Source organism: Prosthecobacter sp. (assembly GCF_049294395.1).
Taxonomy (GTDB): domain Bacteria; phylum Verrucomicrobiota; class Verrucomicrobiia; order Verrucomicrobiales; family Verrucomicrobiaceae; genus Prosthecobacter.
In genome coordinates this window covers 1-21,665 of sequence record NZ_JBAQCR010000255.1, presented here as the reverse complement: position 1 = coordinate 21,665, position 21,665 = coordinate 1, and the positions used below count along the sequence as shown (strand labels likewise).

General features: G+C 58.9%; 15 protein-coding genes and 1 pseudogene. 7 read left to right on the top strand and 9 right to left on the bottom strand.

The genetic code is table 11. From position 1 onward, the window contains the following. Window positions 1–1,406: sulfatase (locus WAW39_RS17635; RefSeq protein WP_422320501.1), on the top strand; the 1,406-nt coding region annotated here is incomplete at its 5' end. Window positions 1,407–1,488: 82 nt separating this feature from the next. Continuing rightward, window positions 1,489–2,925, top strand: coding sequence for a Gfo/Idh/MocA family protein (locus WAW39_RS17630; RefSeq protein ID WP_422320500.1), 1,437 nt, complete (start codon window positions 1,489–1,491; stop codon window positions 2,923–2,925). Window positions 2,926–2,987: 62 nt separating this feature from the next. On the opposite strand, the gene WAW39_RS17625 is transcribed toward WAW39_RS17630, so the two are convergent. Together WAW39_RS17625 and WAW39_RS17620 are read right to left on the bottom strand one after the other, a co-directional pair. Further along, window positions 2,988–4,244, bottom strand: coding sequence for a response regulator (locus tag WAW39_RS17625; RefSeq protein WP_422320499.1), 1,257 nt, complete (start codon window positions 4,242–4,244; stop codon window positions 2,988–2,990). A gap of 5 nt (window positions 4,245–4,249) precedes the next feature. Next, complete coding sequence (locus WAW39_RS17620; RefSeq protein ID WP_422320498.1) at window positions 4,250–5,605, bottom strand: sensor histidine kinase; 1,356 nt, start codon at window positions 5,603–5,605, stop codon at window positions 4,250–4,252. A 344-nt stretch (window positions 5,606–5,949) separates the two neighbouring features. Between WAW39_RS17620 and WAW39_RS17615 the strand changes: the two genes are divergently transcribed. From WAW39_RS17615 to WAW39_RS17605, 3 genes are read left to right on the top strand one after another with little or no spacing between them, the layout of a single operon-like run. Continuing rightward, the gene (locus tag WAW39_RS17615) at window positions 5,950–7,089 is read left to right on the top strand and encodes a glycerate kinase (protein ID WP_422320497.1); all 1,140 of its coding nucleotides are present in this window, start codon (window positions 5,950–5,952) and stop codon (window positions 7,087–7,089) included. Between the two features lie 48 nt (window positions 7,090–7,137). Continuing rightward, window positions 7,138–8,061: an ACP S-malonyltransferase gene (gene fabD, locus WAW39_RS17610; RefSeq protein WP_422320496.1), complete on the top strand. Its 924-nt coding sequence runs from the start codon at window positions 7,138–7,140 to the stop codon at window positions 8,059–8,061. Between the two features lie 4 nt (window positions 8,062–8,065). Next, complete coding sequence (locus tag WAW39_RS17605; RefSeq protein ID WP_422320495.1) at window positions 8,066–8,611, top strand: redoxin domain-containing protein; 546 nt, start codon at window positions 8,066–8,068, stop codon at window positions 8,609–8,611. Between the two features lie 166 nt (window positions 8,612–8,777). Here the strand turns inward: WAW39_RS17605 and WAW39_RS17600 are convergent, their stop codons facing one another. Continuing rightward, window positions 8,778–9,308, bottom strand: a complete 531-nt coding sequence (locus tag WAW39_RS17600; RefSeq protein ID WP_422320494.1) for a GNAT family N-acyltransferase — start codon at window positions 9,306–9,308, stop codon at window positions 8,778–8,780. Between the two features lie 194 nt (window positions 9,309–9,502). Between WAW39_RS17600 and WAW39_RS17595 the strand changes: the two genes are divergently transcribed. Then, window positions 9,503–10,897 (top strand): hypothetical protein, encoded by a 1,395-nt coding sequence (locus WAW39_RS17595; protein WP_422320493.1) that lies wholly within the window; start codon window positions 9,503–9,505, stop codon window positions 10,895–10,897. A gap of 15 nt (window positions 10,898–10,912) precedes the next feature. Here the strand turns inward: WAW39_RS17595 and WAW39_RS17590 are convergent, their stop codons facing one another. From WAW39_RS17590 to WAW39_RS17565, 6 genes are all read right to left on the bottom strand, one after another. Then, complete coding sequence (locus tag WAW39_RS17590) at window positions 10,913–12,511, bottom strand: arylsulfatase (RefSeq protein ID WP_422320492.1); 1,599 nt, start codon at window positions 12,509–12,511, stop codon at window positions 10,913–10,915. A 112-nt stretch (window positions 12,512–12,623) separates the two neighbouring features. Beyond that, window positions 12,624–15,254, bottom strand: a complete 2,631-nt coding sequence (gene gyrA, locus WAW39_RS17585; protein WP_422320491.1) for a DNA gyrase subunit A — start codon at window positions 15,252–15,254, stop codon at window positions 12,624–12,626. A gap of 44 nt (window positions 15,255–15,298) precedes the next feature. Next, window positions 15,299–15,757 (bottom strand): four helix bundle protein, encoded by a 459-nt coding sequence (locus WAW39_RS17580; RefSeq protein ID WP_422320490.1) that lies wholly within the window; start codon window positions 15,755–15,757, stop codon window positions 15,299–15,301. A gap of 48 nt (window positions 15,758–15,805) precedes the next feature. Further along, window positions 15,806–18,367, bottom strand: coding sequence for a DNA gyrase subunit B (locus WAW39_RS17575; RefSeq protein WP_422320489.1), 2,562 nt, complete (start codon window positions 18,365–18,367; stop codon window positions 15,806–15,808). A 154-nt stretch (window positions 18,368–18,521) separates the two neighbouring features. Next, on the bottom strand, window positions 18,522–19,178 hold the full coding sequence (locus WAW39_RS17570; RefSeq protein WP_422320488.1) for a gluconate 2-dehydrogenase subunit 3 family protein: 657 nt from the start codon (window positions 19,176–19,178) through the stop codon (window positions 18,522–18,524). A 12-nt stretch (window positions 19,179–19,190) separates the two neighbouring features. Beyond that, entirely contained in the window at window positions 19,191–20,969 is a 1,779-nt protein-coding gene (locus WAW39_RS17565) for a GMC family oxidoreductase (protein WP_422320487.1), read from the bottom strand. Between the two features lie 190 nt (window positions 20,970–21,159). On the opposite strand from WAW39_RS17565, the pseudogene WAW39_RS17560 reads away from it, so the two are divergent. After that, a pseudogene (locus tag WAW39_RS17560) lies at window positions 21,160–21,665 on the top strand (PEP-CTERM sorting domain-containing protein); the annotation flags it as partial.

Sequence of the window (21,665 nt, the reverse complement as noted above, 5' to 3'; positions counted from 1 at the left end):
TGAAGGTGCCTGTGGTGCCGACGCTGCCAGCGGGAGCGCCGCCGAACATCATCGTCATGCTCATTGATGACATGGGCTGGACGGATCTGGGATGCTACGGCTCCAAGTATTACGAGACGCCGCACATTGACCAGCTTGCGAAGGACGGCATGCGCTTCACGCAGGCTTATTCTGCCTGCACCGTGTGCTCCCCCACACGCGCGGCCATGCTGACAGGCAAATCACCTGCACGCTTGCACATCACCGACTGGATCGCCGGCCATGTGCCAAGCAATGGACGTCTGCTCATCCCCAACTGGACAATGAAACTGCCACTGGAGGAGGAGACGATCGCAGAGCGTCTCAAGACGAAGGGCTACGCCACGGCGAGCATCGGCAAATGGCACCTCGGCGATGAGGAGTCTTATCCGACCAAGCATGGCTTTGATGTGAACATCGGCGGCATGCACATCGGCTCACCGCCCAGCTACTTCTCGCCTTACAAGATCGCCACGCTGCCTGATGGTCCCAAGGATGAATTTCTGAGCGATCGCCTGACCGATGAGGCCGTGAAATTCATCGACAAGAATAAGGAGAAACCCTTCTTCATCTATCTCCCGCATTACGGCGTCCACACGCCCATCATGGGCAAGCCGGAAGTCATCGCGAAGTATCAGGCCAAGAAAGCAGCCGGTGGTCACAGCAACCCTGTGTATGCAGCGCTAGTCGAAAGCATCGACGACAGCGTGGGCAAGCTGCGCGCCAAATTGAATGAACTGAAGCTGGCCGAAAACACGATCTTCATTTTCACCAGCGACAACGGCGGTCTCAGCGGAACCGTCAACGCCAACGGCTGGTCGCGTGGCCCCACGGACAACAGCCCTGCTCGTCTTGGCAAAGGCAGCGCGTATGAAGGCGGCGTGCACATCCCGCTCATTGTCTCCTGGCCCGGTCTGGTGAAACCCGGCAGCACCTGCGATGTGCCGGTGATCTCCTATGACCATGTGCCCACGCTGCTGGCCGCCACTCAGACAGCGCTCGCGAAGGATCAGGTCGTCGATGGTGAGTCACTGCTGCCACTGCTCGGCGGCACGGACACCCTCGCCCGCGAGGCCATCTACTGGCACTACCCGCACTACCATCCAGGCAGCGCAATGCCTTACAGCGCGATCCGCGAAGGCGACTGGAAGCTCATTTACTTCCATGAGGACAGCCACGTCGAACTCTACAATCTGAAACTCGACGCAGGTGAAGTGGACAACCGCGCCCCGTTTGACTCCGTGCGCGCGCTGCAGCTGCGCGACAAGCTCATGGCCTGGCTCAAAGACACCGGCGCCCAGATTCCCGAACGCAATCTGAAGTACGATCCCGACAAGCCGCTCAATGAGCCAAGGAAGCCTGGAGCGGGGAAAAAGAAGGCGGAGTGAGTTGGAGAAGTGCGGGCACTTTGTGCTTCTTGAAGTTTCCCCGGAAACTCCGCCGGTGGCCGTGCGTTGTAAGTAGACAACCATGAGTGCCAGCCAACCTGTTTCGTCCCGTCGTCAGTTCCTTGCCCGCAGCGCCACCGCCGCTGCGGCTCTGGGATTTCCCGCCATTGTCAGTTCACGTTCACCGAACGAGAAGCTGAACCTCGTCTTCATCGGTGTGGGCGGACGCGGAGCGGCGAACATCAAGGAGCTCACCGGTGTCGCTTTGTACACGCCACCCAGGGGTAAAAATGCCGCCAAAGCAGACGCAGGTGCTCAGCCGCCTCCCGCCATCGAGCCGCGTGAAAATGTCGTCGCCATTTGCGATGTGAATGGGGAGAACCTTGACCGTGCAGGCGTGGCATTTCCCAAGGCGCAGAAGTTCCGCGACTTCCGCAAGCTGTACGATTCGGTCAGCGCTGGCGAGATCGATGCCGTGGTGGTCAGCACCACCGAGCACACGCATGCCTATGCCACCCTGCCTGCACTGCTGATGAAGAAGCATGTGTACTGTGAGAAGCCGCTCTCCCACAACGTGGCTGAAGCGCGTTTCATCACCGAGGCTGCGGCCAAAGCTGGAGTGGTTACGCAGATGGGCACGCAGATTCACGGCATGCCAAACTACCGCCGCGTGGTCGAACTGATTCAAAGCGGAGCGATCGGCAAAGTCACCGAAGCCCATGTGTGTGTCTCGCGAGCCTGGGGACTGCAGAGCGAGGAAGACGCGAAGAAGAACGGAGACATCGTTTACGTCACGGAGCGCCCCACGGTGGGTGAAACACCGCCGCCGTATCTGGACTGGGATCTGTGGATCGGCCCTGCGCCGATGCGTCCTTACAACAACGTTTATTTCCCCGGTCCCAAGTGGTACCGCTGGTGGGACTTTGGCAATGGCACCATGTCCGATCTCGGCAGCCATTGGAACGACCTCCCCTTCTGGGCGCTAAAACTCGATGCCCCGCTGAGCATCGAAGCCTTCGGCCCGCCGCCGCATCCAGAGATTGCCCCGGCTTCCATGCACGCGGTGTATGAGTATGGCCCGCGTGGCGACATGCCCGCCTGCAAGATCCACTGGCATCAAGGCGCGGACAAACCGGACGTCTGGAAGAACGATCCCTTCATCAGCAAATGGAGCAGCGGGGTGCTCTTCATCGGCGACAAAGGCATGCTGCTCTCCGACTACGGCAAGCATGTCCTGCTCCCCGAAGCCACGTTCAAAGACTTCCAGGCGCCCAAGCCCTTCATCGCCGACTCACCGGGCCAGCACGCCGAATTCCTCGCCGCCATCCGCAATGGCACGCCCACCGGCAGCCCGTTCAGCTACGCCGGTCCGCTCACTGAGGCCAATCACCTCGGCAACGTGGCGCACCGTGCGGGTGGTAAAATCCTCTGGGATTCCAAAGCCATGCGCATCACGAACAATGAGGCGGCGAATCGCTTCCTCAGTCGTGTCCCTCGTGAGGGCTGGAAGCTGGGGTGAGCACGAGTTCGCTGGTTTAGCAGGGAGCGGGAGTTGGCAAGTGCCGCTCCTTGGGGCTCCCCTTACGCCGCCACCATCTCATCGCGCATCTTCCAGCGCTGCTCGTGATTGAGCAGGGTGCGGAAGAAATCTTCCTCCTTCTTGGGCTCCAAGTTGGTTTGGACGGGCAGGCTGAATTCGAGCTCCAGGCCACGCGGCTCCAGATGGCGGGCCTCGGCAGTGCCGCCATGCAGATGCATGGTGACGTAGCACGCCATCATGTTCACGCCAAAATCATCCGGCTTGCGGCTGCGGGTGTAGAAGGGATCAAACAGATTCACCGGCTTGTCCCCGCCTTCCCAGACACCGGTGTCACGCACATACATGACCAGATGCGACTGACCTCTCGCATCCTGACGAACTTTCGCGCTGATGTGTATGCTGTCGCCGGGGCTGAGGTGCGTGAGCTCCTCCATGAAAATCAAACGCCACATCTGGCGGAAGCGCGCACCATGAACCAGAACCGGAGGCAGACTTGGATCGATTGAGACTTCGATTTTCAGGTTCTTTTCCTTCATCTGCACGGCAAACAAGTCGAGCATCTCGTTGATGACATTGCTGAGATGGCATTGATCCGTGCGCTCCAGGCGTTTGGAGTGAGAGGCCTCGGCCAGACGAGCCAGCATGGACTGAATGCGTTCGAGCTGCGACTGCGCCTGATTCTGCACATCAATCCAGAAAGAGGGATCACGCGGATGAGCGCCGCCGATCTCCTCCATCAGTTTCATCGGTGCCAGGTCAATGAATGCGCGCACGACCGTGAGCGCATTGCGCAGGTGATGGTTGAGACCTTCCGCGAGAATGCCGAGGCCGGAAACTTTGTCTGCGGAGAGCATGTTGCGCACGCTTTCCGCCTTTTCCACCAGCAGGCGCTCGCGCTCGATGAGCGCATGGTAGTAGTCCAGTCCGTGCTTGATCACCACGCTCAGTTCATCCGGATCCCAGGGCTTGTGCAAATAGCGGAAGCAGCGCCCGGAGTTCACCGCGTCCACCGCCGCCTGATAGTCCGTGTAGGCCGTGACAAGGATGCGCACCAGGTTGGGGTTAAGCTTGCGTGCATGCTCCATCAACTCAATGCCGCTGGGCCCCGGCATGCGCTGATCCGTGAGCAGCAGGCCGATCTGCGGGCCGTAATTTTGCAGGATGCGGTAGCCGTCCATCGCGTTGTTGGCGACGTGGATCGTGTACTCATCACCAAAGATCTCCTTGAAGTAATGCAACGCCTTCTCCTCGTCATCGACGTAGAGAATATGATATGGCGATAGCAGCGGGCTCGGCATCAGTATCAGGTAGTCGCAGGTTTTTTCAGGCTCAAGGTGAACTGCGTGTGGCTGCCCACCGCAGTGTCGATTTTTACTTCGCCTTCCATCTGCTGGATCATGCGGAAGCAGATGCTCAGGCCCAGGCCCATGCCCTGCCCCACCTGCTTGGTGGTGAAGAAGGGATCAAAGATCTTTGAGAGGTTTTCCTTGGGAATGCCCGGGCCGTTGTCCCTGACGATGAAATCCACACCGTTCGCGGTCTCGCAGGCTTTGAGCCAGATGGTGGGCGAGGGGCGGCCTGCCAGAGCATCCAGGCTGTTTTGCACCAGATTGAGCAAAATCTGAATGAGGTAGTTCTCGTCTCCCTGCGCGATGAGGTCCGCCGGAATCTCATCCACCAGCGTCACTCCGCGGTCACCGATCTCCTTGGCCAGCAGGCGAAGTGCCTTGCGTGAAGTTTCCTGCAGATTCACCGGTCTGGAGCCACGATTTTCAGGATGCGCAAAGGTGCGCAGATCCGACACGATGGCAGCCACACGATCAATGCCTTCACCGATGTCTTCGGCAATGCTGGTGAAGGTCTCGGCGATATCAGGCGGCAGCGCCTTGCCCTTTTTCTTGAGCAGATAAATCGCTGACTTCACGTAGTTCAGCGGGTTGTTGATCTCATGCACGATCCCGGCGCTGAGCCGGCCGATGGAGGCCAGCTTTTCACTTTGATCCAGCTGGGCTTCCGTTTCGCGCAGGCGCTTCAGCGTTGCGGTGAGCTCCTCATTGCGTGCGGCCAGCTCTTCCCGCTGATCCTCCACCTTGCAGCGGTTGGCGAATTCCCGCAGACGGATCGCGTGATGCTGGCGGCTGCCGAAATAGAGGACCACACAGTTCAGAAGAATGAAGCCGGTGTTGTTCACGAAAATTCCCAGGGCATGGGAATCACTGAAATTGAGATTGGGCAGGGTGGCGGCAAAGTAAGCCAACACGACGAGGCCCAGCGTGATGCCGATCTCACGGAACGTCCAATGGAAGACAAATGACGTGGCCACGATGCAGAGCGTAAGACCCGCGTAATAGCCCGAGCCGGGATCACCGCTGAGGTAGATCATGAAGCAGATCATCAAAGCTGGCAGCAGTGGCAGGATGATCGGATACGCACGGCAGTATTTCCGCCCGAGTGATCCATTCAACGCGAGCAGCAAAGGCACGCAACTGGCCGCACAGGCCAGACGCAGGACCAGAAACTGCCAGTAATCAGCAGGATAGGCCATCCAGTCGAGGAAGCTGCATAAGGGAACGAGAACCATCACAAACCAGGCCCCCATTCTCGCATTGCGCAGATTAAGCTCCATCTGTTCCTTCTCGAAACGGTTGGGTGGAGGCACAATTTTTTCTAAACCTTTCCTTACGGGGCGGTCTGTGCTGGATGCGATCAGAGGTGAGCTGATTTCTGCCAAGGCGGCGATTGACATAATTACTATAAAATTAATAATAATTACGTTGTTAAATCAAGGCCAATTCAAGGTTTTTTACAATTCCCTGACAAGAGGCACGGTGCGACCGAATGGACTCAACCACAACAAGTCAGCGGGTCAAGGAGCCCTGCTGCGTGGCGGATTCAGAGCAACCTCCCCACGTACCATGCACCGCTGAGACGGCTTGAAGATGCAGCGCCATTCTCTTCTTGATCGCTTGGCAGCCCGCCGGGGCTTGGCATCATACGAGGCTCATGCGCATTCTCATCGCCATCGACAAGTTCAAAGGCTCCATCCCGGCCACCGAGGCTGCTCAGGCCATCGCCTCGGCCCTGAACCAGACTTTGCCAGAGGCTGTCTGCGACCTCTGCCCGATAGCCGACGGGGGGGAAGGCACCGCTGAGGCGGTGGTGACCGCACTGAATGGCGAGTGGTGTGAGACCGCGACTTTTGACGCCCAAAACCGGCCGGTCACCGCCCGCTATGGTCTCGTCCCCACCGCAGACCAGCTGGAAGCCATCATGGAAATGAGCGCTGCGTCCGGCCTCGCCATGGTCAGTGACCTTCCGCTGAATCCGGCCATAGCCAGCACGCACGGTACAGGATTGATGCTGCAGGATGCCATGGAACGTGGCGTGCAGCGCGTCGTCATCGGAATCGGCGGCAGTGCCACGAATGACGCCGGAGTCGGCATGGCAGCAGCGCTGGGGTTTCGCTTTCTGGATGGTTCAGGGGCTGCATTGGAGCCCATCATCGCCAACATGGACCGGCTGGCCAGGATCGAGCCGCCAGAGGGTGAGTTTCCCGAGATCCTGGTCGCCTGTGACGTGAACAATCCCCTGCTCGGCCCCCATGGCTGCACGCGGGTCTACGGAAAGCAGAAGGGAGTGACGGACTTCGAGTTCTTTGAGAATCGTCTGCTGCACCTCGCTGACATCGCGAAACGAGATCTCGGTGTCGATCACCGAGATGTTCCCGGTGCAGGTGCTGCCGGTGGCCTTGGCTTTGGCCTCATGACTTTCTGCGGAGCCAAACTCACCAGCGGCTTCGACTTGATCGCCGATCTTGTTCATCTACGCGAACGTATCGCCGCCGCCGACCTCGTCATCACCGGTGAAGGCCGGCTGGATGCCCAGACGCTCCATGGTAAAGGGCCCATGGGGGTCGCCGACATGGCCCGCGAGCTCGGCAAACCCGTCGCTGCCTTTGCTGGAGCCATCGAGGCCGAAGACCAGCTTCGCACCCGCTTCGACCTGCTCTGCGCCATCAAACCCAAGGAAATGCCCCTGGCCGAAGCCATGCAGCGGGGCCCCGAACTCCTGACGGAGGCGGTTATCGCCCAGAGCCCGGCCATTCGCGACCTCTTGACCGGCCCCACTGACCGTGCTCAGTGATCCCCTCCCCTCATTTAACAACCAGTCTCCCGTATCCAGCATCCTAGAATGAACGCAGTCCTCCTCTTCGCCGGTCAAGGCGCCCAAAAAGTCGGCATGGGCAAAGATCTTGCCGAAAGCTATCCCACCGTCCGCGCCCTCTTTGACCAGGCCGATGCCACCCTCGGCTACTCGCTTTCCAACATCATGTTTGAAGGCCCGATGGAGGAACTGACGAAGACATCCCGCTGCCAGCCTGCCCTCTACGCTCATGGCTTGGCTATCCTCGAAGTGCTTAAGAGCAAGGTGCCCGCGCTCAACATCACCGCCACCGCAGGCCTCTCCCTCGGTGAATTCACTGCGCACGCCGCTGCCGGCACCTTCGACTTTGCCACCGGCCTCAACCTCGTCTTCCAACGTGGCAGCTTCATGGAAGAAGCCTGCGAAAACACCAAGGGTGCCATGCTGGCCCTGCTCGGTGGTGAGGAGTCCGCCATCCGCGAACTCGCCAAGGAGTGCGATGTGGATGTCGCCAATCTCAACGCCCCAGGGCAGATCGTGCTCAGCGGCAGCGCTGAAGGCATTGCCGATGCCGCTGCCAAATCCAAGGACAAAGGCATCAAGCGCGCCATCCCCCTGCCCGTCGCCGGAGCTTATCACAGCCGTCTGATGAAGTCCGCTCAGGACAAACTCGCCGTGGCTCTTGCTGCGGCATCCATTCAGAGCCCGAAGGTTCCGGTGGTCTGCAATTTCGAAGCCCGCCCTGTTTCCACGCCCGAAGAAATTCGCGCTACGCTCACCAGCCAGGTCACTGGCAGCGTCCGCTGGGTGGAAAGCATGCAGCACCTCATCGCCGCAGGTCACACCACCTTCATCGAACTCGGCCCTGACGCCACCCTCGCCGGACTCATGGGCAAGATCGACAAATCCGTGAAGGTCATCAGCATCAAAGATGCGGCTTCGCTGGATGCGGCGGTGGCCCAACTGCAATAAAACCATGAAACACCTGCTTTGTGCGATGCTGCTTCTCACCAGCATCGCTTCCGCACTCGAACTCCCGGCCACCGACGCCAAGAGCTACGATCCTGCCGCTGCGGGTGACAAGAAGGCCGTCGTGCTCTTCTTCGTCTCCCCGTTCTGCTCGACCACCAAGTCGTTCATGAAGGAGATCAACCAGATCACGGCCGATTATAGCGACCGCGTCGTGGTTTACCTCGTGCATTCCGATCCGGAGATCACGAATGAAGTGGCGATGGAGCATGCCATCCTCTCCGAGGTGAAGGCCACCGTGCTGCTCGACAAGGAACAGGCGCTCGCAAAGCAGGTGCAGGCCAGGATCACGCCGGAGGCTGTCGTGCTCTCACCCAAAAGCGAAACGCTTTACAAAGGCCGCATCAATGACCTCTACCTGGGCCCCACCAAGCGTCAGCGTGCCGCCACCACCAAAGATCTGAGGGATGCGCTCGATGCCGTTCTCGCAGGGAAGCCTGTTTCCACTCCGCAGCATGAGGCACAGGGCTGCAAGATGGGCGGCATGAAGTGAGAAATGGGCATGGTGAGTCCGCCTGCCTTCGACCGCTCTTTCGGAGAGTGTTTTGTCAAAAGCCGGGCCTGCCGCGCCTAATCCTTCACGACGCACTTGGCAAGCGCGCTCCTCGGGTGCGCGAAAGACACTGCAATGAATCTTGCTTCAAGCTTCTCTGGCGTGGTCACCACACCAGCACCTCTTCCTCCGGCTCTTCTTTTCGCACGACGGTCCAGCGGTACATAATGGGATAAATCGGACGCTTATCCTCGAAGAAATCCGAGACGAAGGGCGGACCAAACGTGGTGAAACCAAAATGCTGGTAGAGGGGCAGCAGATGCTTGCCCGTCTTCGTGATCAGATACTCGGCCTTATTTTTCACCGCGTAATCGTTGATGCCCATGCACAGCTTCAGAAGATGGATGCCCGCGCTCCCCTTCACGGTACAAGCGCGTGAAAGTTCCAGGCTCAGTTTTGCAGGAGGCAGCACCACATCCTTGAGCTGCGATTCATGCATCATTTCAAACTGCAGGACCTCGTCACTGCGCAGCACTCGTGTGACCCCCAGAACGTTGTCCTTTCTGTCAAACAGAGCAAAATGATGAGCCTGCTCATCAAACTCATCCAAAACATGGGTGATGGACGCGCCATAGGAGGCCCGCCGGAATGATTCAATCGTATTCCGATAGGCATTAAATTCAATTTCTCTGACCATTGGGTTAAGCTGAGGATTCTATTAAAATCGTATTCCAACCCCATCCCGGCTGGGTGAAGCCGCAGTCATTTTTTTTGGGGGGATTTGAAGAAAATTGTCCGAAGGATAATCACGCATCAATTCAGCCGACAGAGGCGTACCGAACAGCGTGCTTCATCCATCGCAGGATGTGATCGCTGCGGCATCTTACAACCATGAAAAGGCTGTTCAATCTTTACCGTGCCTCCAAGTCCATCCGTCATGCTCAAAGCCTGAGCCGCGTTGAGCTGATGCAGCTTCAGGAACGACGCTGGCGCGCGCTGGCCCGCCGGGCCTTTGCCACCAGTCCATTTTACCGCCGTCAGCTGGCTGGTCTGGATCTTGACCGCTGCGCCTTCACAGACATTCCCGTGCTCACCAAAGCAACCTTGGTCAAGAACTGGGACGAAATTGTTCCAGACCCACAACTTCACCGGGAAGCGCTTGAGCGATACCTCAAGGATCCTCACAACTGGGGCAAGCTGTTGAACAATCGCTGGATGGTGAGCATGACCTCAGGCACCTCCGGCGCTGCCCTGGCCATCCCGCATGAGATCACCTCAGTGGACTGGAATCACGCGGCCCATGCCATCCGCAGTGCGCCCACGGCAGCCAAGTCTGCGACACCGAAGCCGTCGCTGTTCCGGAAGCGACCCCTGGCAGCCTCGTTCGTCTGCTCGGCGGCCCCATCCGTTTCCGCAGCCCTGCTGCAAACACGTCCATGGATTGGTTCTTTGTTCTGTGACTATCAACCCATCAGTGTCACCGCGCCCTGGCAGGAAATCATTGATCGACTGCACAAGATGAAGCCCACCATCCTCATCGGGTATGCATCCCTGATAGGACGCCTCGCACAAGCCAAACTCGACGGCACTCTCAAACTGGAGCTGCCCATTCCTGGTGGTGCCATTTCCACCGGAGGCGACTGCCTGACGCCTGGCATTCGTTTGCTTTGCAAACAGGCCTGGGGCATTGAGCCTCTGGATGGCTACGGGTGTGGTGAGTCTCTTGGCATCGCCCGCCAGTGGGCAGGCATGGACTCGCTGGTCGTTTTTGAAGACCTTGCAGTCTTTGAAGCGGTGGATCAAAACGAGCAGGAGTCTCCGCCAGGAGTTCTTTCAGATCATGCTCTCGTCACCCCGCTGTTCAATACAGCACTGCCGCTGCTGCGCTACCGTCTTGATGATAGAGTTCGTTTGGGGCCACCACCAGCAGGCTGGCCCTTCAGAGTCATTCAGGAACTGAGCGGGCGCAGCGCCATGACTTACACTTTCAGGACCCCTGAAAAAGTGATTTTTGTCGGGACCAAATTTCTCACCGTTCTGGAGCATCAGCCCGAAGTGACCTCCTATCAGTTTCGTCAATCCAGCGCAGACGCCATTGAGTGCCTCTTCGTCGTCCAGCCAGGTTCTGATAAGAACGAAATCCAATCTCGACTGGAAGCTTCCATTCGCAGATGCCTGGTCGAAGGAGGCTGCGCCAATGTCAAATCCAGGGCGATCCCAGTTCACCATCTGGAACCTGATCCACGAACGGGCAAAGTGGAGCAAAACGTTCCACTCAAAGAATAGCCGGCGCCCGGCTTTCTAATCCTGCGCCCCCTTCCCCTTCTTGGCCTTGCCTTTCGGTTTTGGCCCTGCTTGGGCGACGTATTCCTGCTCCAGTTTTTCCCAGCGTTCCGCCATTGCCTTCACACGTTGTGGATCCTTGGAAGCGAGGTTGGTGGACTCTGCGCGATCTGTCGTTAGCTCGTAAAGCTCCCACACATCGCCGTTGTCGGCTGCGCTGACGATTTTCCAGTTTCCTTCACGCAAGGCGCGATTGCCGGAGTGGTGCCAGAACAGAAAATCGCGGCTGATTGTCTCATCCTTCGCAAACGCAGGCACCAAGCTGCGTCCGGGAAACGGTGGTGCATGCTCCGGCATGGCGGAGACATCATCACCGGCGAGCGTGAGGATCGTGGGCACCACGTCAATGACATGACCCGGTGTGTGGCGCAGCTCGCCCTTCGCGCTGATTCCCTGCGGCCAGTGGGCGATGAAGGGCGTGCTGATGCCGCCTTCATGCACCCAGATCTTGTGACGACGGAAGGGGGTATTTGAAACCGTGGACCCTCCGGGCCCGAGGCAGAGATAGGATGCGGCAGCGCCCATGGGTGCGGCTTTGTCATGTCCGAGTCCGCGCACCATGATCTCCGCGCTCGCACCATTGTCAGAGAGAAACAGGATGAGTGTGTCCTCGTAGGCGTTCATTGCTTTCAACTGGGCCAGCACACGGCCCACTTCCTGATCCAGGCGATCAATCATCGCTGCATGGATCGCCTCTTTCGTGACTTGGAACTGCTGCTGCTCAGAGGTCAGACTCTCCCACGGCACTGCATGCCGAGTCTCACCGGGGCCGAGGATTTCCAGATCGCTCTCCTTGCCGCTTGGCGCGGTGATTTGCGGCTCAGGATCGGACAAGGTGGTCGAGACAAGCCCCAACTGTTTCTGTCGTTCAAAGCGTGCCGCCCGTGTCTTCGGCCAGCCTTGTGTGTAGGTGCCTTTGTATTTCGCTATGTCCTCCGGCAGAGCCTGAATCGGAAAGTGCGGTGCCGTGAAGGCCACGTAGCTGAAGAACGGCGTGCCCGCATGCTTCTGTGCGTGCTCCTTGAGGAAGTCGATCGCATGATCCGCAATCGCGATGCTTGAATACCACTGCCCTTCCGGCTCTGGCAGCGGCTTGTCATCCAGCTCATGCCTTTGCGGATGGAAATGATTGTCCTGCTTCGCCACATGGTAGGAGTGGTCAAAGCCTGCGTCTGCCACGACGCGCGGAGTGTTTCCCACATGCCACTTGCCCGAGTGATAGCTGCGATACCCCAATGGTGCGAGGCGCTGCGGCAGTGTGCGCACCCATGCCGGGAATTTGCCATACTGAGGGTCCATGCCAATCTGCTGTGCATAGTGCCCCGTCATGAGCACACTGCGTGTGGGCCAGCACCGTGCGGTGTTGTAAAACTGCGTGAACCGCAGCCCGCCCGCCGCCAGTTTGTCCAGATTCGGCGTCGCGATCTCACCGCCGTAACAGCCAAGGTCCGAGTAGCCCAGGTCATCCGCGAGGATGATGACAAAATTGGGTTTTGCAGACGCGGCATGAAGCGTGGCGCAGACGAACAGCAGGAAGAAAACGGTCAGGCGAATCATGCTGCATCCAAACGAACCCCCTGCCCGCTTTCTACGCCTATTTCCGCCGGTAAGACATGATCACAAAAAAGAGGCGCAGTTGCCTGCGCCTCTTTGGATTTGTGGGGTCGGCTTATTCCGCCGCAGGCGTGTCTTCCGCTGGCGATTCCGGAGTCGGTTCCACAGGAGCAGCTTCCACCACAACCTCAGCTTCTTCCGCAACCACGGTGGCCACGTCCTGGATGGTTTCGCCTTCCTTGAGACCCATGAGCTTGACGCCCTGGGCATTGCGGCCGGTTTCGCGGATGTCACAAACGCGGATGCGCACGCTCTGGCCCTTGGTGGTCATTAGCATGAGTTCATCTTTGTCATGCACCGCCTTGGCGGCGACGACCTTGCCGGTTTTTTCCGTGACATTCATCGTGGTCACACCTTTGCCACCACGATTGGTGAGGAGGCGGTACTCATCAAAAGCAGTGCGCTTGCCGAGACCGTTTTCAGACACAACGAGCACCATGGTGTCCGGCTCGTTGGTGATGCAACTGACGATGAAGTCGCCATCGTCCAGAGTAATGCCACGAACGCCGGCGGTGTTGCGACCGATCGCACGTAGATTTGGGGATTCGGGATCATCCCCTGTTTCATGGAAGCGGGCGCACATTCCCTCATGAGTGACGAGGCAGACCTCCTTGTTGCCGTCAGTGAGCACGACATCCACGAGGTCGTTGCCTTCATCCAGCTTGATGGCGATGATGCCGTCCTTGCGGTAGTTTTTGAATTCTTCGAGGGCGGTCTTCTTCACGGTACCGTCCTTCGTGGCGAAGAGGACATACTTGTCCGCCGCCCACATGGCTTCGTCTTCGGCGCCCTGGGCCTTGAGGATCAGCACGCTGGCGATCTTCTCTTCGGCGCGCAGGTTGAGCATGTTTTTGATGCTGCGGCCTTTGCCGGTGCGGGAAGCTTCCGGGATCTGATACACACGCTCCACATACATGCGGCCGGTGTTCGTGAAGAAGAGCAGGAAGTCGTGCAAATGCGCGCTGAAGAGATGCTCCACAAAGTCGCTGGCTTCGTCCTCGCCCTGCGCATCGCGGGTTTCCATGCCTTTGAGGCCCTTGCCACCTCGACCCTGCACGCGGTATTCGGCGGTGGCGGTGCGCTTGATGCTGCCCATGTGCGTCATGGTGACGACGGTCGGGTCGTTCGGGATGAGGTCGATGTTTTCGATCTCGCCCTCGGCGGCTTCGATGCGGGTGAGGCGCGGGGTGGCGTGCTTCAAGCGGATGGCCTGAAGCTCGTCCTTGATGATCTGGAGCACGCGGGCTTCACGGGCCAGGATGTCCATGAAATCGCGGATGCTGACGAGCACGTCGTCGTAATCAGCCTTGATCTTGTCGCGCTCCAGTCCGACGAGCTGATAGAGGCGGAGTTCCAGAATGTCTTCGACCTGCTTGTCGGTGAAGATGTACTTGTCCCCCACGATGCTGGCCTGCGCACGAATCATGATGCCGAGCTGCTCGGCGGTGGTGATTGAGAAATTGTAGGCCTTGAGACGCTCACGGGCTTCATCGCGGTTCTTGCTGTCGCGGATGATCTTGATGAAGTCATCTAGGTGGCCGAGCGCGAGGAGCTGGGCCTCCAGCTTTTCAGCCTTGAACTCGGCCTGCTTCAGCAGGAAGCGCGTGCGGCGGATGATGACCTCACGGCGATGCTCGATGTAGCAGGCGATCGCGTCCTTCATGCTCAAGACACGCGGCTTGCCACCGTCGATGGCCAGCATGTGGATCGAGAAGCTCGACTCCAGCGCCGTGTGCTTGTACAGATTGTTCAGAACGATCTGGCCGCGCGCATCGCGCTTGAGGTCAATGACGACGCGGGTGTTTTCGTCCGACTCATCACGCACGCCGCTGATTTCGGCGATGACCTTTTCATTGGCCAGTTCCGCGATGCGTTTCACCAGTTCAGCACGGTTCACGTTGAACGGAATCTCGGTGATGATGATCTGCTCGCGATTGCCGTTTTCGACGATCTCCGCCTGTCCACGGGTGCGCACGCTGCCATGGCCCGTTTCCATGTATTCGCGGATGCCATTGGTGCCGAGGATGACGCAGCCCGTCGGGAAGTCCGGGCCTTTGATGTGAGCCTGCAGCTCCGTGCAGGTGATCGCAGGATTGTCGATCTGGGCACACACCGCATCGACGACCTCGCCAAGATTGTGCGGTGGCATGTTGGTGGCCATGCCCACGGCAATGCCGGTGCCGCCATTGACAATGAGATTTGGGAACGCCGCCGGGAACACGGTGGGCTCGGTGAGACGTTCATCGTAGTTCGGGACGAAATCGACGGTCTCCTTCTCCATGTCCGACATCAAGGTGCCGCCCAGATGAGTCATGCGGGCTTCCGTATAACGCATGGCTGCCGGAGGGTCGCCTTCCACGGAACCGAAGTTCCCCTGGGGATCGATCAACGGCTCGCGAATGGCCCAGGGCTGCCCCATGTGGACCAGCGTCGGGTAAATAACGGCCTCACCGTGCGGATGGTAGTTACCGGAGGTGTCACCGCAGATCTTCGCACACTTCATGTGCTTCTTCGGCGGATAGAGTGACAGCTCATGCATCGCATAAAGGATGCGGCGCTGGGAGGGCTTCAGACCATCACGGACATCCGGCAGCGCACGGGCGATGATGACGGACATCGAGTAGTCGAGGAAGGAGTTCTTCACTTCTTCAGCGACAGAGATGGGGCGAATGTTGGGGTCTTGCATGAGATGGGAAAGGTCAGGGCTGGCGACGAGGCGCCGTCAAAAGGTCAATTATGCCAGGCGGAAGTGCGTGGGTGAAAGAACTCCTCCAGGGGCAGAAGGTGGATGGAGCCGTCTTGGGAGGTGTCGCGAGCGGAGTTGGAGGGAGTGGGCTCGAAAGTTGCGATGTAGTTGTCGAGCTGACGACGCAGGGTTTCGAGTTTCAGTAAGAGTTCTCTGGCCACGGAATCGATGACGAGCCTTCGAGCCGCAGCCTTTTCCAGCCACGTTTGCGTCTGACGGAGAGCCCCAAGAGCATAGTGGCAAAATTGGACAATCTCCTGGGCGGAACTGCGTCCGGCTCCTTCGGAAATGTAGGCAGCGATGGAATCGGCAGCGCGCATCCACTGCAATCCGACCGTCTGCTTCGAGAACAAATCCCAGCCGGCAGTCACAGACCATACGTCCTCCCCAACCCGCATCGCGAGTTGATAGACTTTAAGTTCATGTAGATCGACCGTGCCCATTCCAACTTCTTGGCGATTCCTGACAACTGCTTGCTCTCTGATGCGCTCCTACACGTCGAGGTTGCGAACGTTGAGGGCGTTCTCTTCAATGAAGTGTTTCCGCGGCTCGACCACGTCGCCCATCAGAATGGTGAACATGCGTTCGGCTTCGTGGGCGTTGGTTTCATCGAGCTTGATCTGGAGAAGCGTGCGCTTGTTCGGGTCCATGGTGGTCTCGAAGAGCTGCTTGGCGTTCATTTCACCCAGACCTTTGAATCGTTTGATCTCCATGCCGCGCTTGCCGATCTCCATGACTTTGTCGAGGATGCCCGGGATGCTGAAGACGGGGTGCACCTTGGCGTTGTCGCCATCGCCTTCGATGACTTCGAAGAGCGGCTTGTCCTGGCTGCTGAAGTGGTCCACGTGCAGGCCGAGTTCATCGAGCTGCTGGAAGCGCTTCTTCATGCCATGGGCTTCGTGGATCTCAATGAGACGGGCGCGACGGTGTGACTTTGGCAGTACGACGGCTCCGTTGCCATTGGCCTCGACGGCTGCCGGGTTGCCAAAGAGATGCAGGTCGCTGTTGTCACGGGAGAAGGCGGCAATCTGCTCGTTGCTGTGGAAGTAGTGAATCTTGACCTCGTTGCCCTCACGAATTACCACGAGGTGATGCGGCAGGTTGCCGGTGGCTTCATCGCGCGCCTGGAGGTAGTGCTCGAAGTCAGCGCCATGGCGGCGGATGATGTCGGCAAACTTGGCCACGGGCACGAGCAGATCGAGGATCGCCTTGAGGCGGTCGGCGGCCAGCTTGCTGCCGTCGGCGATGTTGCGGAGGCTGATTTCACCGGAACCGAGTTCGAGCAGGATGGCGTCCATTTCGGCGTCGCTCTGCACGTACTCCTCGCGCTTTTTACGCGTCACCTGATACAGCGGCGGCTGCGCGACGTAGATGTGGCCGCGCTTCACGAGCTCCGGCATCTGGCGGAAGAAGAAGGTCAGCAGCAGAGTGCGGATGTGGCTGCCATCAACGTCAGCATCGGTCATGATGACGATCTTGTGGTAGCGGAGTTTGTCGATGTTGAAGGAGCCTTCCACTTCGCTATCACCACCGATTCCGGTGCCGATAGCTGTGATCATGGTCTGGACTTCCTTGTTCTGCAGCACCTTCTCCAGGCGGGCCTTCTCCGTGTTGATGAGTTTACCACGCAGCGGGAGGATCGCCTGATTGTGGCGGTTGCGGCCCATCTTGGCGGAGCCACCGGCGGAGTCACCTTCGACAATGAACAACTCGGTCTTCGCTGGATCGCGTTCGGAGCAGTCGGCCAGCTTGCCGGGCAGACCGCCGCTGCTCATGGCGTCCTTGCGGATCGCTTCACGGGCCTTGCGCGCAGCTTCGCGGGATTTCGCCGCGATGATGATGTTCTTGATGATCTCGATGGCTGTGTCGGGATTCTCATCAAAGAAGCGCAGCAGGCCTTCATAGACGATGGAGTTCACCACGCCTTCGACCTCACCGTTCACCAGCTTCACCTTCGTCTGCGAATTGAAGCGCGGATTGGTGAGCTTGACGCTCAGCACGCAGATCATGCCTTCGCGGCAGTCGTCGCCTTCGATGTCGGGCAGCTTTTCTTTGAAGCTCTTCGGGTTGGCGTTGATGTATTGCTTCACCGCCTTGGTCAGCGCCGTCTTGAGACCGCTGTAGTGCGTGCCGCCGTCCGGATTCGGAATGGCATTGGCAAAGCAAAGCGTCTGCTCATTGAGCCCCTTGTTCCATTGCAGCACGCAATCGACGAGGATGAATTTCTTCTTGTCATCGATGGGCACTTCACGGCGACCTGCGAGCGCGACGGGTTCAGGATGGATCTTGTCCTTGTCCGCACCCATCTCGCGCACGAACTGCTTCACACCTTCCTGGTAGAAAAGAATATCCTGACGCTGCGGCTCCGTGCGCTCGTCCGTGAGTGTGATGTGGATGCCGGGATTGAGAAAGGCAAGCTCGCGCAGACGGACGAGCAGACGGTCAAAATTATACGTCGTGGTGACGGTGAAGATCGAGGCGTCCGGGAAGAATGAAATCTTGGTGCCGGTGGTCTTTGGATCATCGAGATCGCCCAGAACCGTCAGCGGCTCCGTGGTTTTGCCACGTTCAAAGCCGATGGCGTGGATCTTGCCGTCGCGGAAGACCTCGCACTTGAACCAGTCGGACAGCGCGTTCGTGCACTTGGCGCCCACACCGTGCAGACCGCCGGAGAATTCATAGGCACCGTCGCCAAATTTACCGCCAGCATGAAGGCTGGTGAGCACAAGTTCCACGGTAGGAATCTTCGCCACCTTGTGCATTTCCACGGGGATGCCGCGACCATCGTCCTGAATGGTGATGGAGCCGTCCGTGTGGATGGTGATCCAGACGTTTTTGCAGTGACCTGCGAGATGTTCGTCGATGGAGTTGTCCACCACTTCAAACACGCAGTGGTGCAGGCCGCGCTCATCGGGGTCGCCGATGTACATTCCGGGTCGAAGCCGGACGGCTTCGAGGCCTTCGAGTTTCTGGATTTGATCGGCACCGTAGGCCTGGTTTTCGGCCACACCGGTATTGAAAGCAGTGTTCTGCTCAGAGGACTGTTCGGACATAAGATTTGAAGGGCTGCCCATCGACTGAATCCGTCCTTGAAACCGCTACCGGAAACGTGCTCGATGATGACCGTTTTAGACTAGCAAGATGAAGAGGCGAGCAAAGGGATTTTTTGCTCCCAAACGAAGTCTTTTTTGGCCCCCAAATCAGCCCTCAAACCACGTCCTGCAGCCCCAGCTTCTCGATGACCTCCGGCAAAACCCCGGGATAGGGGCCGCCGATGCTGATATTGCCCACGTAGCCGAGGCTTTTCCAGGTCTGACTATGGCTGTAATAACCACCGACACAGAGCTGGCGAAAGCGCTTGAAAAAGACCGCCCCGACACGGTGCTCCGGCTTGGCCTTGGCCGCATCGCAGATGTCATCGGCGATCTGGGACTGCTGATCGACGCCCAGCTCCTCAAAACGCTTCGAAAAGCGCTTAAAACTCTCCGTATTGAGCCAGCCGAGGCCCCCGCGCAGGGTCTCACGGTCCTCCTGATGCGCGGGATAATCGGCGCTGACCCACTCATTGATAAAATCTGGAACGCCCACTTCCGAGGCGGCGGGAGAGGTTTCATCCTTCGGCAGGATCAAATCGGCCAGAGCCTGCGTGGTGGCCAGTTCCTCGGCAGACAGCAGCTTTTCCCACGGAAACTTCAGCGGCTGCATGAAGTCGGGGTCGTGAAACACAAACCGCGACGGATGCGCCGGTGGCGCCGGCTCGGTTTGATTTGGCGCGGCAAGGGCCGGAACGGCTGCCGCACCGGCAGCACCGCTGAGGAGGCCTTTGAGGGCGTTGCGACGGGAAATGGGAGAGGACTCAGACATGGCGCAGATCGGTTAAAGGTTCCCCCGCTTCATCTCCTCCATCAGCCATTCGCTGGAACGCCAGGCGAGGGCAAGGATGGTGAGCGTGGGGTTTTTGTCGGGGTTGCTGGGCAGGACGGAGCCGTCCATGAGAAAAAGGTTCTTCACGTCCCAAGTCTGGCAATATTGATTGGTGACGCTCTCAGCGGCTTTGTCGCCCATGCGAGCGGTGCCGACTTCGTGGATGATCTCGCCAGGTCTCTGGATGGCATCCGCGCCGCGGAGCGGCTTGGCCTTGCCGCCCATCCCCTCGATCATGGCCGCAAAAGTCTGCTGCATGTGCTCCGCCTGCTTGATCTCATGATCGCTCCATTTCCAATGAAACCGCAGCACCGGGATGCCCCACTGATCCACCACATTGGGATCAAGCTCGCTGTAGCAGTCCTTGTTCGGCAGCATCTCGCCACGTCCGGAGAAACCGAACTGCGCGCCGTAGTAGCGGCGGGCTTCGTCCTTAAGTTTGCGGCCATACACACCCGGCGAAGTCGAGTCTAGGTAGCCAAAGCTCCTCGCTTCGGGCATCTGCCGCCCGCCGCCCATTTCGATGTGGTAGCCACGGGCAAAGCCTAGCTTGGAGTGTTCATTCACCAGCCACCAAGGCACATAGGTGTGCAATCCACCCGCACCATCCTCATTCATCGGCGGCAGGTCTTCCATGGCGGGAATGTGTGCCCCCAGTCGTGTGCCGACGCTGTCCATCAGATTGCGCCCCACCTGTCCGGAGGAGTTGGCGAGGCCGGCCTTGTCACGGGACTTCGAATTCAGCAGGATGCGCGAGGTTTCACAGGTGCTCGCGGCGAGAATGACGACGCGCGCTTTCGTGATCGCATCCCTGCGAGTGACCTTGTCGATGTAATGCACGCCCGTGGCCTTGCCGCTGTCATCCAGCACCACTTCACGTACCATCGCATCCGTGATGATGTCCAGATTTCCCGTGGCCAGCGCAGGTGGCAGCAGCACCGTCGTGCTCTGAAAATTCGCGCGGATGCTGCAGCCGCGGATGCAGTTCGTCGCCCAAAAGCAGGCTGCGCGCGACATCATGTCTTTCCCGAGAATCTCCTGCGCTTTGGGATTGTTCGGAAACAGCACCTTCGGCAGATTTTTCCAGTCCATCGGCTGACTGAGCACCGCACGATGCGCGGCGACGACTGGCACGCCAAGTTTCCTCCCCGCCTTCTTCGCGAGCAATTCACCCACCCGCGGCTTCGGCGGCGGCATCAGCACGCCCGGAGATGAATTCGGTGCGTTCGCGATGCCATCGTTCTCACCATAAACTCCGATCAACTGCTCCACGCGATCATACCACGGGGCCATGTCCGAGTAGTTCATCGGCCAGTCCACACCGAGGCCATCACGCGATTTCGGTTTGAAATCAAACTCGCCAAAGCGCAGCGAGATACGCCCCCAGTGATTCGTGCGCCCGCCGAGCATGCGCGCACGCCACCACCAGAAATCACCCTCTGTTCCCTGCTTGTTAGTGTACGGCTCCCCGGGCACCTGCCAGCCGCCGATGTTCGAATCATAAAAGCCGAAAGGGCGGTCCGGCGTGGCGGTCCCACGGAGCGGCGCCATCTCCGGCGTGTTGAACATCGGCGTCTCCTTCACCGGCTCGTAATTCCGCCCGGCCTCGATCATGAGCACCTTCACGCCGTTCAAGGCCAGGATCATCGCCGCCATGCCGCCGCCGGCTCCAGAGCCCACGACAATGACATCATACTGCGGCTGCGTTTTGCGTTCGGTGAGGACAGGCATGGCGCGACTATAGCCATGAGATGAAAGCGACAAGTCATGTTACGTTTTTTCCATATTGGAGCCGGTGAGAGCCTGGACTTTTTCAGCCTCAATGTGCCGGTTTTGCCACAAGGCGAAATCGTCACGCCGCGCCTTTCGACAACGCGGAACGCAGCAGGCATAGGCGCGCGCTTTCGCCCCCTCCCCTTAAATGAAAACCCAGCATCGCAACATCTCCGCAGCCGCCTTGGCGCTTGCCGGCCTCCTCTCGGTTGCCTCGCTTCAAGCGGCAACTTTTGTCATCAGCTCCAACTCCACCACCGCCCAGACACTGGGCAGCGGCTCCGGCCAAACCGGCACAGTCAACAGCGGCGTCTCACTCACCGTGGGCGGCAGCACAGTGGCCGTCACTGTCACTGGCAACAACGCCAGCATCACGAACAATGGGACCATCAGCCAGACAGGCTCCGGAAGGGCCATTGATCTCAATACGGCCAGCATCACCATGGCCATCACCAACAATGCCGGTGCTTTGATCCAGTCCGCTGATGCTGACACCGTCCGCGCCAACAAGGCATCCGACAATGTCACGGTGGACAACTACGGCAGCATCATATCCCTCAATGCCTCCGCCGGAGGCGCACAGGCGCTGGATCTTGCCGCCGTCACTTCCGGGACGACCACCATTACCAACTACTCCACCGGGCTGCTCAAAGC

Coding starts and splice junctions, on each gene's coding strand:
- WAW39_RS17630 (WP_422320500.1), top strand. CDS start 1,489: ATGAGTGCCAGCCAACCTGTTTCGTCCCGTCGTCAGTTCCTTGCCCGC.
- WAW39_RS17625 (WP_422320499.1), bottom strand. CDS start 4,244: ATGCCGAGCCCGCTGCTATCGCCATATCATATTCTCTACGTCGATGAC.
- WAW39_RS17615 (WP_422320497.1), top strand. CDS start 5,950: ATGCGCATTCTCATCGCCATCGACAAGTTCAAAGGCTCCATCCCGGCC.
- fabD (WP_422320496.1), top strand. CDS start 7,138: ATGAACGCAGTCCTCCTCTTCGCCGGTCAAGGCGCCCAAAAAGTCGGC.
- WAW39_RS17605 (WP_422320495.1), top strand. CDS start 8,066: ATGAAACACCTGCTTTGTGCGATGCTGCTTCTCACCAGCATCGCTTCC.
- WAW39_RS17600 (WP_422320494.1), bottom strand. CDS start 9,308: ATGGTCAGAGAAATTGAATTTAATGCCTATCGGAATACGATTGAATCA.
- WAW39_RS17595 (WP_422320493.1), top strand. CDS start 9,503: ATGAAAAGGCTGTTCAATCTTTACCGTGCCTCCAAGTCCATCCGTCAT.
- WAW39_RS17590 (WP_422320492.1), bottom strand. CDS start 12,511: ATGATTCGCCTGACCGTTTTCTTCCTGCTGTTCGTCTGCGCCACGCTT.
- gyrA (WP_422320491.1), bottom strand. CDS start 15,254: ATGCAAGACCCCAACATTCGCCCCATCTCTGTCGCTGAAGAAGTGAAG.
- WAW39_RS17580 (WP_422320490.1), bottom strand. CDS start 15,757: ATGGGCACGGTCGATCTACATGAACTTAAAGTCTATCAACTCGCGATG.
- WAW39_RS17575 (WP_422320489.1), bottom strand. CDS start 18,367: ATGTCCGAACAGTCCTCTGAGCAGAACACTGCTTTCAATACCGGTGTG.
- WAW39_RS17570 (WP_422320488.1), bottom strand. CDS start 19,178: ATGTCTGAGTCCTCTCCCATTTCCCGTCGCAACGCCCTCAAAGGCCTC.
- WAW39_RS17565 (WP_422320487.1), bottom strand. CDS start 20,969: ATGCCTGTCCTCACCGAACGCAAAACGCAGCCGCAGTATGATGTCATT.